The sequence below is a fragment of the Rhodanobacter sp. C03 genome, assembly GCF_002001175.1.
Taxonomy (GTDB): Bacteria; Pseudomonadota; Gammaproteobacteria; order Xanthomonadales; family Rhodanobacteraceae; genus Rhodanobacter.
The window spans coordinates 218,764-231,351 of the sequence record NZ_MUNT01000007.1 but is presented as its reverse complement, the minus strand read 5'-3'; the positions used below and the strand labels follow the sequence as shown (position 1 = coordinate 231,351).

The window sequence follows — 12,588 nt, the reverse complement described above, 5'->3', positions numbered from 1 at the left end:
CTGCTCCGCTCAGGCCACGTCGTCGGTCTGGATCTGCCGCTGCAGCACCGAGGAGAACTCTTCCTGGAACACGTCATAGCGCGAGGCGATGCGCTCGACCTTGGTGGCGTAGCGGTTGTACGCCCACTGCGCCGGAATCGCCGCGAACAGGCCCATCGCGGTGGCGATCAACGCCTCGGAAATGTGCGGTGCGACCACCGCGATGGTCACGTCCTTCATCTCGCCCAGGCCCTGGAACGCGCCCATGATGCCCCACACCGTGCCGAACAGGCCCACGTACGGGCTGATCGAACCGACGTTGGCGAGGAACTCCAGATTGCGCTCGAGCCGGCCGATCTCGCGGGTGCCGGCGACCTGCATCGCGCGCTCGGAACTCTCCATCACGCTGCGCACGTCATGCGTCTTGCGCTGGCGCTGGCGGGCGAATTCGCGGAAGCCCGACTCGAAGATGTTCTCGATACCGCCGTTCTCGGCACCGCGGTTGCTGACCTCGCGGAACAACTGGGCCAGGTCGCCACCGGACCAGAAGCGCTCCTCGAACGCCTCGGCGTCTTCCATCGCCGCCTTGGTCTGCGTGTACTTGCGGATGATGATCACCCACGACAGAAACGAGAACACCAGCAGCACCAGCAGCACCAGTTGCACTGGCAGGCTCGAATCCGCGATCAGCGAAAAAATGTTCAGTCCACCGTTCATTGCTTGAAGGTACTCCGCCAGTCGGCTTGGTTGTCAGGGGGCAAGTTCTGGAATCAGATCGGTCGGAATCGGTGCCGCACGCATGCGCGGGATATCCACGCAGGCTACGCGCACTTGCGCGCGGATCAGGCAGCTGCCGTCCGTCGCCCGGGTGATTGTCTGGGTGAACAGGATACTGGCTGCGCGTCGTTCTTTGACTTCGACCGTTACCGACAGTTCATCATCCAGCAGGGCTGGCTTGAGAAAGTCGATCTGCATGTCGCGCACCATGAAGGCCAGTCCGGTGGCCTGCTTGAACGCCATCTGGTCGACGCCGAGCGTGCGCATCCACTCGCTGCGGGCACGCTCCATGAAGCGCAGGTAGCCGGCGTGATAGACCACGCCGCCGGCGTCGGTGTCTTCCCAGTACACCCGCACCGGCCAACTGAAAGGCGGCTTCTGCAATGACTCAGCCATCGCCGTTCCCGGCATTGAACAGGTCCACCGGCTGTATCTGGCGCGGCGGCGGGGTCAGCCCCAGATGGCGCCAGCCTTTGGCGCTGACCATGCGGCCACGGGCGGTGCGTATCAGATAACCCTGCTGGATCAGGTACGGTTCGACCACATCTTCCAGCGTGCCGCGATCCTCGCTCAGTGCTGCTGCCAGCGATTCCACCCCGACCGGACCACCGTCGAAGTTCTCGATGATCAGGCTGAGCATGCGCCGATCCAGTTCGTCGAAGCCTTCCGGATCGATCTTCAACATGTCCAGCGCGGCCTTCGCCACAGCCAGTGATATCTCGCCATCGGCACGCACTTCGGCGTAATCGCGCACACGGCGCAGCAGGCGGTTGGCGATGCGCGGTGTGCCGCGCGAGCGGCGGGCGATTTCCTGCGCGCCTTCCGGCGCACAGACGATGCCGAGGATGCGCGCGGCACGGCGTACGATCGCGGTGAGCTCCTCGGTGGTGTAGAACTCCAGCCGTTGCACGATACCGAAGCGGTCGCGCAACGGTGCGGTGAGCATGCCGGCGCGTGTGGTCGCGCCAATCAGCGTGAACGGCGGCAGGTCCAGCTTGATCGAGCGTGCGGCCGGACCCTCGCCGATCATGATGTCGATCTGGAAGTCCTCCATCGCCGGATACAGCACCTCCTCGACCACCGGCGACAGGCGATGGATCTCGTCGACGAACAGCACGTCGTTCGCCTCGAGGTTGGTCAGCAGTGCCGCGAGGTCGCCCGCACGCTCCAGCACCGGACCGGAGGTGGAGCGCACATTGACGCCCAGCTCGTTGGCAATGACATGGCTGAGTGTGGTCTTGCCCAGCCCGGGCGGCCCGAAGATCAGCACGTGATCGAGCGCACCGCCGCGCTTGCGGGCCGCCTCGATGTAGATCGACAGCTGCTCGCGCACCGCCTGCTGACCCAGGTATTCGGCCAGCCGCTTCGGACGGATCGTGGCTTCCAGCGCCTCGTCGTCGAGCTGTGCGGCAGCGGTGATGATGCGGTGGTCGGTCATGCCTGCATTATGACAGGCCGGCGCCAGACATGTAGGAGCGCACCCTATGCGCGATGGTTCTTACCAATAGAAGAAACAGCATCGCGCACAGGTTGCGTTCCTACATCACAGCTCAGATCTCCACCTGCGCGCCAAGCTCGATCAATCGGTTGCCCGGAATCTGGAAGAACGCCGTGGCGGGCACGGCATTGCGCGCCATGAATACGAACAGCTTGTCGCGCCACAGCACCATGCCGGGACGCCCCTTGTCGGCGACGATATTTTCGCGCGACAGGAAGAAGGTGGTATCCATCAGGTCGAATGGCAGCCCGGTGCGCGAACACAGCGACAGTGCCTGCGGAATGTTCGGATCCTCGGCGAAACCGAAGCGCAGCTCCAACTTGTAGAACTCGTTGCCCATGGCCGTGATGTGGATGCGCTCATCGGTATCCGCCACCGGCGTCTCCAGCATGTCCACCGTCAGCAGCACGTTGCGCTCATGCAGCACCTTGTTGTGCTTGAGATTGTGCAGCAGCGCGTGCGGCACCGAATTCTGGTTCGCAGTGAGAAACACCGCCGTGCCAGGCACCCGCAGCGGCGGATGCTCCGTGATATTCGCGACGAACGGCGCCAGTGCCAGACCGCCCTGCTTGATCTCGCGCACCACCAGTTCACGGCCGCGGCGCCAGGTGGTCATCAGCACGAACACACCCAGGCCCAGCACCAGCGGGAACCAGCCGCCGTACTCGACCTTGATCAGGTTCGCACCGAGGAAAGACAGGTCGATCGTCAGCAGCAGCACACCGGCTGCGATCACTGCGAAACGGTTCCAGCCCCACTGATGGCGCGCCACTACCAGGGCCAGCAGCGTGGTGATCGTCATGGTGCCGGTCACCGCAATGCCGTAGGCCGCGCTCAAGCTGTCGGAGCTGCGGAAACCGAACACCGCCACCAGCACCATCACCAGCAGGAAGCTGTTGACCCAGGGCACGAAGATCTGTCCGGACATTTCACGCGAGGTGTGCACTACCTGCATGCGCATCGAGTAACCCAGCGACATCGCCTCGCGGGTCATCGAGAATGCGCCGGAAATCACCGCCTGCGAGGCGATCACGGTGGCGATACAGGCCAGGCCGATCATCGGATACAGCAGAGCCTGCGGCACCATCTTGAAGAACGGGTTGTCGATTGCCTCGGGGTGGGCGAGCAGCAGGGCGCCCTGGCCGAAATAATTGAGCACCAAGGCCGGCAGCACGAAGCTGAACCAGGCCAGGCGGATCGGCCGCTTGCCGAAATGACCCATGTCGGCATACAGCGCCTCCGCACCGGTCAGCGCCAGCACCACGCCGCCGAGCGCGATGAACGCCTGCATCCCGTGCGAGAAGAAGAAGCGCACGCCGTGGACCGGATTGATCGCCCACAACACCTGTGGATTTTTCGCAATCAGATGCACGCCCAGCAGCGCGATCACGATGAACCAGACCACCATCACCGGTCCGAACACGTTGCCCACGCGAGCCGTACCGTGACGCTGCATCGCAAACAGGAAAAACAGGATCACGGCCGTCACCGGCACCACCCAATGCGCCATGCCAGGCGCAGCCACCTTCACGCCTTCCACTGCCGACAGCACGGAAATCGCCGGCGTGATCACCCCGTCGCCGTAGAACAGCGAGGCGCCGAAGATGCCGAGGATGGCCAGCACCCAGCGCAGTTTCGGCTGCTCGCGCACGCTGCGCTGCGCCAGCGCCATCAGCGCCATGATGCCACCCTCGCCCTTGTTGTCGGCGCGCATGATGAATACCACGTACTTCAGCGACACCACCACGATCTGCGCCCAGAAAATCAGCGAGAGCACGCCATAGATGCTTTCGGGCGTCGGCTTCATGCCGTCGTGACTGAGCGTGGTCTGCAAGGTGTACAGCGGACTGGTGCCGATATCGCCATAGACCACACCGATCGCGCCCAGCGCGAGCGCCGCCAGGCGCCGCTTGGTTTCCGACTCGTTCGTTCCGTGCATGGTTTCCTGACTCACGAATTCAACCTCCGAGCGCGGCGCGCAGCGCCTTGCGGATGATGGCTTCGGCGTTGTCGCCCTCGGCGGCAACCTTCTGTACCAGCCGGGTGACTTCAGCCGGTTTGTAACCCAGCTGTTGCAGCGCCACGGTAGCCTCGCCGGCCGCATCGAGCGGCGCACCGGCACTCTGGATGGACGCGCCAGGCAGGCTCGACAGTCCGTCCAGCCGATCGCGCAACTCCACCACGATGCGTTCGGCGGTCTTCTTGCCGATACCGGGGATCTTGGTCAATGCGACCACATCGCCGGCATGCACCAGTCGCGCAAAGTGATCGGTGGCAACACCGGACAACACCGCCAGCGCGATCTTCGCGCCGATCCCGCTGACCTTCAGCAGGCTGCGGAACAGCGCCCGTTCGGCCTCGTGCAGGAAGCCGTACAGCGTCACGCTATCTTCCTTCACCGCATGATGGGTGAGCAGGATCACTTCCTTGCCGATGCCCGGCAGGTCGTAGATCGTCGACATCGGCGCTTCGACTTCATAGCCGACACCAGCGACTTCGATCAGCAAAGAAGGTGGTTGCTTGGAAATCAGGATGCCGCGCAGACGGCCGATCATCGGCGCCGTCTCCATGCCGTGCGCGGAATGCCGACACGCGCGAGGCTGGCACGGGTGTGCGCATGGGTCACCGCGATCGCCAGCGCGTCGGCGGCATCGGCCTGCAGCGGCCCCTTGAGGCCAAGCAGCACGCGAATCATGTGCTGCACCTGGGTCTTGTCGCTGCGACCACTGCCCACCACGGACTGCTTCACTTCGGTTGCTGCGTATTCGTGCACCACGATCCCCTGACTGACCACCGCGCAGATCGCGGCGCCACGTGCCTGCCCCAACTTCAACGCCGAATCGGGATTGCGCGCCATGAACACACGCTCGATCCCGCACTCGACCGGCTGATGCGCGGCGATGATGTCACACAGTTCGTCAAAGATGCGTTTCAGGCGCAACGGAAACGTGGCCTCGCCGGCCACCACCAGGGCTCCGTGAAAGACGTGGGTGAGCTTGCCCGTATCGTCCGCATCGATGATGCCCACGCCGGTACGCTGGCTGCCCGGGTCAATACCTATAATTCGGGTCATCTGGGATGCGATGCGAAGGCGCGCGGCCTCCGACTTATTCGGCGACCTCGGCGGGCAGCATGGCGTTGTGCGACACGTCACTGACATCGTCCAGTGCATCGAGCTTTTCGAGCAGGTCGAGCAGCGATTCCAGCGCGTCGTCGGGTACCGCGACGCGATTGTTCGGACGCATCACCACGCCACCATGCTGCGCACTCAGGCCTGCTTCGACCAACGCCTGCTGCACGGCCTCGAAGTTCTCCACCGCGCACAGCACGACACTCTCGCCGTTCTCGTTGACCACGTCATCGGCACCGGCTTCAAGGGCTGCTTCCAGCACTTTTTCCTCGGCCGCCGCATCGCCATGGGTGATGAACACCAACTCGCCACAACGGGTGAACTGGAACGCTACCGAGCCGCTGGTGCCGAGGTTGCCGCCGTGCTTGGTCAGCGCGTGACGCACTTCGGCAACGGTGCGCACCGGGTTGTCGGTGAAACTTTCGATGATCAGCGCAATGCCGGCCGGGCCGTAGCCCTCGTAACGCAGCTCCTGCATGTCGGCGCCACCGTCGGCACCGGAACCTCGCTTGATCGCTCGATCGATGGTATCGCGGGTCATGTTCGCCGACAGCGCCTTGTCCACCGCCGAACGCAGCCGCGAATTGGCCGCCGGATCGGCAACGCCGGCGCGCGTGGCGACGGTGATTTCGCGGATCAGCTTGGTGAATACCTTGGCGCGCTTGGCGTCCTCGGCACTCTTGCGACCTTCGATGGACGGGCCTCTACCCATGACGATGCCTGCACTTGGATCAGATGAATGAACCGCGAATTTTACCTGATTTCGGCTCGCGTGCCGGGATTCCCCCACGCGGCGGCGGAGCGCGGGTTGGGCCGCTCAAGCGGCCTCGAAGCGGCCCTGATGCAGGAACCGGCCCGTGCGCTGAGCCACCTCGGCGGAAAACAGCAGGCCGGTATGGTTTGCTTCGACTACGCAGTGAGCGGTCAAACCATCCAGCCGGGTTTCCTCCACCGCCACGGTGCCGTCGTGCTCACCGGCAAAACGGCCGAGCATGGCGCCAAGACCAAGCGGCATGCGGCCAGCGATCATGCCGACTTCGCGCGGCCCGTCCCAGCGTTCGAAACCCTGCTCGAGCAATTCACGATTGTGCCCCAGCAGCACTTCGCCACCACGTCCCCAGGCGGCGAAACCGCGCGCGGCCGCACTGCCCTTCACTGGCGAACCCAGGCAGACGATGCGGCCGGGTGGCAGCTCGCCATCGAGGCAGGCACGCAAGGCCAGCAGGCCGCCGAGGCTGTGACCGACCAGATGCACCGCATCGGCCTCCGCTGCCAGGCCGGTCATGCGCGCCTGCAGTCGATCGAGGATGCGCTGCTGGGTCGCCGCCACGCTGAGGTAATCGAATCGGTGCACGCGAAAGCCAGACTCGATCAGCCGACGATGCAACATGGACAGCGCGAAACCGCGCATCCATAGACCGTGCAGCAGGATCACGTGCTCGCTCATGGCATGCCGCCGGAAGGTCGCATGGGGAACTGTCGGCGGATCAGCCGGCAGCCTCCTTGCTGGGCGCCACGCGCACATGCAGCTCTTTCAGCTGCGCGTCGCTCACCATCGATGGTGCGTCGGTCATCAGATCCTGCGCACTGGTGGTCTTGGGGAACGCGATCACGTCGCGGATCGATTCGGTGCCGGCCATCAAGGCGGCGATGCGGTCGATGCCGAACGCGAGGCCGCCATGCGGCGGCGCGCCGAATTTCAGCGCCTTCAGCAGGAAGCCGAACTTCGCCTCGGCCTCGGCCGCGCCGATGCCGAGCAGCTCGAACACCGCGCTCTGCATCTCCGGCCGATGGATACGGATCGAACCGCCGCCGATCTCGTTGCCGTTGAGCACCATGTCGTAACCGCGGCTCACCGCAGTGGCCGCGTTCGCACGCAGGTCGCCGATATCGTCCACCCTTGGCGCGGTAAACGGATGGTGCAGGGCGACGTAACGCTGTTCTTCCGTGTCGTATTCGAACATCGGAAAATCGGTGACCCACAGCGGCTTCCAGCTGTCCTCGACCAGACCGCGATCCTTGCCGGCCTTCAGCCGCAGCGCACCCATGAAGTCGGTGACGGTCTTCCAGCTGCCAGCACCGAAGAACACGATGTCGCCGCTCTGCGCGCCGGTCGCCTTGAGCACACCGTCCAGTGCCACATCGTCGAGGAACTTCGCCACCGGCGAGTTGATCCCGTCACGACCCTTGGCCAGGTCCTCGACCTTCAGCCAGGCCAGACCCTTCGCGCCGTAGCGCGAGACATATTCGGTCAGAACGTCGATGTCCTTGCGCGACAGCGTGCTGCCGCCCGGTACACGCAACGCGGCAACGCGACCGTTCGCATCATTGGCCGGCTCGGCGAACACCTTGAACTCGACATGCTTCACCGCGTCGGCGATATCGACCAGCTCCAGTGCAATGCGCAGGTCGGGCTTGTCGGAACCGAAACGACGCATCGCCTCGGCCCAGCTCATGCGCGGGAAGCTCGCATCGAGTTCGACGCCCTGCACTTCGCGGAACACGTGGCGGATCAGTTCCTCCACGAAATCCTGGACGTCCTGTTCCTCGACGAAGGCGAACTCCAGGTCGAGCTGGGTGAATTCCGGCTGGCGATCGGCACGAAGATCCTCGTCACGGAAGCAGCGCGCGATCTGATAGTAGCGATCGAAGCCGGCCATCATCAGGATCTGCTTGAACAACTGCGGCGACTGCGGCAGCGCATAGAACTGGCCCGGATGCACGCGGCTGGGCACCAGGTAGTCGCGCGCACCTTCCGGCGTGGCCTTGGTCAGGATCGGCGTCTCGACGTCCTGGAAACCGCGCTCGTCGAGGTAGCGGCGCAAGGTCTGCACCAGCTTGATGCGCTTGCGCATCATCGCCTGCATTTCCGGACGACGCAGATCGAGGTAGCGATAGGTCATCCGCATGTCCTCGTTCGGGTTTTCATGCAGCGCGAACGGCAGGTCCTTCGCAGCGTTGAGAATCTCCACGGTGTCGGCAACGAGCTCGACCGTACCGGTCTTCAGCTTGTCGTTGACCGCAAGGCGCCTGCGCAGCGTGCCGGTGACACGCAGGCAGTATTCGTTTCCGATCTCGTTCGCCACGGCAAAGGCGGCGGCGTTGTCGCGATCGATCACTACCTGGGCCAGGCCCTCGTGGTCGCGCAGGTCGACGAAGGCAACGTGTGCCTGCAGCCGGATCTTGTTGACCCAGCCGCACAGGGTGACGGTCTGGTCGATCAGCGACTCATCGATGAGACCGCAGTAATGCGTGCGCATGCGCTTGAAACTCCGGGCGGGCCGCAGCGCGGCCGATTCAAATGAAAGAATCAGATGGAAAAGACCCGGAATATTACCACTGCGATGCCTGCTGGCGGGTTTCCCGCCAGCAGTTGCGGGCTGGATGCCCCACAACTGCTGTCGAAAATCGGTTACCAGCGACGGTCGATTACGAACTGGCCGCGGCAACCGTGGTTCACCCAGACGCCGGCGCGATTCCAGCCCCAGCTGTAGCCCTCGGTGCAACGGGTGTCGGACATCTGCTTCACCAGCCGGGCGCGGCCTTGGCGACCGAGGTCGACCTGGCACATCTGATAGCGCTTCTGGTTGCTGTCGCACTGCAGGCGAATCTGACGGTTCCAGTCAGGACCCGGTTGCCAACCACCGCCGGGACCGCCATAACCGGGGCGCCCCCGGTCAGCCTCCGCAAACAAGCCGCGGCAACCGCGATCCACCCACAGGCCCTGCCGATCCACCCCCCAACTCTGGTCGCGGACGCAGGCGCCCTTCGATTCCTGCCGAGCCAGCTGGGCATCGCGCCATGGCATCGCGCAGCGATTGAACTTGCCGTTGCTGCTTTCGCAGCGAATCGTCCTGCCATCCTGCGCCTGCACGGTCGGCGCGACAACCAGACACAACGCGGCAAGCAAGCTCACCGCGATGCCGCCAAGAACCCCGTATGACTGCTGCATAGGTATCTCCCTAGAAGAATGCCGCCACGCCTGTCGCGGACCACACCCACCGTACTTGAATATCCGTTGTCACCACCAGCTTTGCCTGCAACGGCAATCGCTCACTCGCCGCCGGTCTTGTTACCTGACGCTGCCGGTGCCGGTGCAGCGGCGGGCGTCGCTGCGGCCGCAGCGGGCACGGTAGCTGCTGCGCCTTCACTGCTGGCGGGTTTGCCGCCCTCGCTCGAGTCAACCAGGTTGCGTTTCTTGTCACCCTCTTTCTTGAAATCGGTCTCGTACCAGCCACTGCCAGCCAGACGGAACGACGGTGCACTGACCCGTCGCCGCAATTGCGGCGCATCGCAGGCCGGGCATATCGATGGATCGGTGTCGGACAACTTCTGCAGGCGATCGAAGCGGTGACCGCAGTGGTTGCACTCGAACTCGTAGATGGGCATGAAAACTCCGGACTGGTGCACGAACCCGCGATGGGTAGCAGGCCATTATCGGCACCTTGCGCCTTATTTCAACGTACCACCCGTCGCGTGGCCTCCACCCGTCCGCGGGAGTAGCCTGCAATCAGAGGGAATCATCAGGCCGGCCATCACCATCGATGACCACACTCACGAAAGGATGCATGATCTTTTACATATGGACTGATAGACGTCTATACGTCTATTGACGAGATCGCGTAGTGACACTAGTCTGCAGTTGTTGCGATGCAGCAACCCCATGAGCCCGGAGAGATTCCATGAGCAAGCGCTTCAACCCGACCGTCCCTGCGCGGCTGTCAGCCGCTGTGCTGATTGCACTGGCCGGCACCGCCGCGGCGCAGGATGCCACGGCACCCACCCCGCCGCCTGCCAAGGCCAAGAACCTGGGTACGGTGATCGTCACCGGCACGCGCGCCAGCGACCGCACGGAGAGCAGCTCGCTGACACCGATCGACGTGGTCTCGGCCAAGGTGCTGCAGCAGACCGGCACCAACGACCTGCCGACGGCGCTTGCCCGGATCATCCCTTCACTGAACTTTCCGCGGCCGGCAGCAGCCGATACGGCGGACACCCAGCGCCCGGCGCAGTTGCGCGGCCTGTCGCCGGACGAAGTACTGGTGCTGGTGGACGGCAAGCGCTGGCATTCCGGTGCGATGGTGCTGACCAATGGTGTGCTCGGCCGCGGTTCGCAGGCGGTGGATCTCAACACCATCCCCGTCGATGCCATCGACCACATCGAGGTGCTGCGAGACGGCGCTTCCGCCCAGTATGGCTCCGACGCCATCGCCGGCGTGATCAACATCATCCTGAAGAAGGGCGCCGCCGGTGGCGACGTGCAGGTCACCGGAGGCCAGTATTCCGCCGGCGATGGGCGCCAGTGGCAGGGCTCGGCCAACTTCGGCATTCCGCTTGCCGGCGACAAGGGCTGGATCCGCTTCACCCTGCAGGATGGCAACGAGGACTACACCAACCGAGCCCGCCCGGACAACCGCTCGCCGGCCTGGGAAGCGCTCGGCGTGAACTACCACCAGGGCGATCCGGCGGTGCACGACCAGAACCTGATGATCAACTCGCAGTACGACATCACGCCGGACGTGCAGTTCTACGCCTTCGGCCATTACGGTCACCGCAACAGCACGTCGCCGGCGTTCTTCCGCTATGGCACCAATGCGCCGACGCCGAACAACGCGCTGATCGGTCAGGTGTACCCGGACGGCTTCCTGCCGCTGGAGAACGCCAACTCCACCGACCAGTCGCTGGTCGCCGGCTTCCGCGGCACGCTCGATGGCTGGCGCTGGGACCTGAGCGGCAACTATGGCGGCAACCGCGTCTCTTACGAGACCCAGCACAGCCTCAACTACGCCTACCTGCATGATTTCGGCAGCACGCCGACCATCTTCCATGATGGCATCCTGCGCGCCGCGCAGCAGGCACTGGATCTGGACATCGCCAAGGACGTGTCCACCAGCTGGCTGCCCAATCCGGTGACCGTGGCGTTCGGCGCCGAGTATCTGCGCCAGACCTACGGCATCGATGCCGGTGCGTTGCCGTCCTGGTACGTCGGCACGTCCGGCGTCTCCGGCGGCGCGCAGGGTTTCGCCGGCTGGCAGCCGGTGAACGCGGTGGATGCCTCGCGGCAGGACGTTGCCGAATACCTGGACCTGGAAACCAACCTGACCGACAAGCTCGGCATCTCCGCGGCGGTGCGGCACGAGCACTACAACGACTTCGGCAACACCACCTCCGGCTCGCTGGCTGGACGCTTCGACTTCACCGACCGCTTCGCGCTGCGCGCCAGCGCCTCGACCGGCTTCCGCGCACCGACGCTGGGCCAGCAGTACTTCTCGCAGACGTCCTCGCTGTTCTACGCCACCGGCAATTCCGCCGGCCTGCCGACGGGCATCTACAACTCCGGCCTGGTCTCAGTGAACAGTCCGATCGCCCAGCTGCTCGGGGCAGAAGCGCTCAAACCGGAGAAGTCCGAGAACTTCACCTTCGGCGCGGTTTGGAACCCCACCGATGCAGTGAACCTGAGCCTGGACCTCTACCAGATCGACATCCAGAACCGCATCGCACTATCCGGCGCCATCTCCACCACGGCACCGGTGGTGGTGAACTACCTGGCCGCGAACGGCATCAGCAACCTCAACTACAGCAGCATCTCCTATTTCACCAATGCGGCCGACACACGCACGCGCGGCGTCGATTTCGTCGGCACCTACGTGGCCAGCCTGGGCGACGCCGGCACGCTGACCTCGACCCTGAGCGCCAACTACAACCAGAACGTGGTGACCCAGGTGAAGCCGAACCCGGCAGTACTGACCAACCTGGGCGTTGCCTATACACGCCTGAGCCGGCAGGACATCAAGGGTTACCTGGCCAACAGCGCGCCACAAAGCAAGCTCATCCTGAGCGAACAGTACGCCGTCGGATCGTGGAGCTTCACCGGGACACTGACCCGCTACGGCCGCTACACCAGCTACGTCAGCAGCCTGGCCGCTTACAACGTGGCGACTGGCGTGGTGGATCAGACCTTCACGCCGAAATGGGTGCTGGACCTGGCCGCCAGTTACCGCCTGAACAATTGGACCTTCACGATTGGCGCCGACGATGCGACGGACACCTATCCGGATGTGAACATCGCCAACAACAGCAACCACGGCACGCTGCCCTACTCGACCTTCTCGCCGTTCGGCTACAACGGTGCCTACGTCTACGGCACGGTGCGTTACAGCTGGTAAGCGCTGCTTTCATTTGCGATCAAGAAAAATCCCGGCGT

12 protein-coding genes are annotated in these 12,588 nt (G+C 64.1%); 1 reads left to right on the top strand and 11 read right to left on the bottom strand.

The features are described 5' to 3' along the window. Nucleotides 1–9 precede the first annotated feature (9 nt). The 11 genes from tolQ to B0E48_RS13265 form a co-directional block, all read right to left on the bottom strand. On the bottom strand, nt 10–696 hold the full coding sequence (gene tolQ / locus B0E48_RS13315; RefSeq protein ID WP_077518629.1) for a protein TolQ: 687 nt from the start codon (nt 694–696) through the stop codon (nt 10–12). A 33-nt stretch (nt 697–729) separates the two neighbouring features. Continuing rightward, on the bottom strand, nt 730–1,152 hold the full coding sequence (ybgC, locus tag B0E48_RS13310; protein WP_077518628.1) for a tol-pal system-associated acyl-CoA thioesterase: 423 nt from the start codon (nt 1,150–1,152) through the stop codon (nt 730–732). Beyond that, a complete protein-coding gene (gene ruvB, locus B0E48_RS13305) occupies nt 1,145–2,194 on the bottom strand; it encodes a Holliday junction branch migration DNA helicase RuvB (RefSeq protein ID WP_077518627.1) in 1,050 nt (349 codons plus the stop codon). Before ruvB ends, ybgC begins: the two co-directional genes overlap by 8 nt. Nucleotides 2,195–2,306: 112 nt before the next feature. Further along, the gene (locus B0E48_RS13300) at nt 2,307–4,193 is read right to left on the bottom strand and encodes a potassium transporter Kup (RefSeq protein ID WP_077518626.1); all 1,887 of its coding nucleotides are present in this window, start codon (nt 4,191–4,193) and stop codon (nt 2,307–2,309) included. A gap of 19 nt (nt 4,194–4,212) precedes the next feature. Further along, nucleotides 4,213–4,809, bottom strand: coding sequence for a Holliday junction branch migration protein RuvA (gene ruvA, locus B0E48_RS13295; RefSeq protein WP_077518690.1), 597 nt, complete (start codon nt 4,807–4,809; stop codon nt 4,213–4,215). Further along, nucleotides 4,806–5,327, bottom strand: a complete 522-nt coding sequence (gene ruvC / locus B0E48_RS13290; RefSeq protein WP_077518625.1) for a crossover junction endodeoxyribonuclease RuvC — start codon at nt 5,325–5,327, stop codon at nt 4,806–4,808. Before ruvC ends, ruvA begins: the two co-directional genes overlap by 4 nt. A gap of 34 nt (nt 5,328–5,361) precedes the next feature. Next, a complete protein-coding gene (locus B0E48_RS13285) occupies nt 5,362–6,096 on the bottom strand; it encodes a YebC/PmpR family DNA-binding transcriptional regulator (protein ID WP_077518624.1) in 735 nt (244 codons plus the stop codon). A gap of 105 nt (nt 6,097–6,201) precedes the next feature. Further along, the gene (locus tag B0E48_RS13280) at nt 6,202–6,831 is read right to left on the bottom strand and encodes an alpha/beta hydrolase (RefSeq protein ID WP_077518623.1); all 630 of its coding nucleotides are present in this window, start codon (nt 6,829–6,831) and stop codon (nt 6,202–6,204) included. 40 nt (nt 6,832–6,871) lie between these two features. Continuing rightward, complete coding sequence (aspS, locus tag B0E48_RS13275; RefSeq protein ID WP_077518622.1) at nt 6,872–8,644, bottom strand: aspartate--tRNA ligase; 1,773 nt, start codon at nt 8,642–8,644, stop codon at nt 6,872–6,874. 152 nt (nt 8,645–8,796) lie between these two features. Continuing rightward, on the bottom strand, nt 8,797–9,336 hold the full coding sequence (locus tag B0E48_RS13270; protein ID WP_077518621.1) for a DUF3011 domain-containing protein: 540 nt from the start codon (nt 9,334–9,336) through the stop codon (nt 8,797–8,799). A gap of 101 nt (nt 9,337–9,437) precedes the next feature. Next, the gene (locus B0E48_RS13265; RefSeq protein ID WP_077518620.1) at nt 9,438–9,773 is read right to left on the bottom strand and encodes a zinc ribbon domain-containing protein; all 336 of its coding nucleotides are present in this window, start codon (nt 9,771–9,773) and stop codon (nt 9,438–9,440) included. Nucleotides 9,774–10,066: 293 nt separating this feature from the next. Here B0E48_RS13265 and B0E48_RS13260 point away from each other — a divergent pair, with 293 nt between their 5' ends. Next, entirely contained in the window at nt 10,067–12,550 is a 2,484-nt protein-coding gene (locus B0E48_RS13260; protein ID WP_077518619.1) for a TonB-dependent receptor, read from the top strand. Nucleotides 12,551–12,588 lie beyond the last annotated feature (38 nt).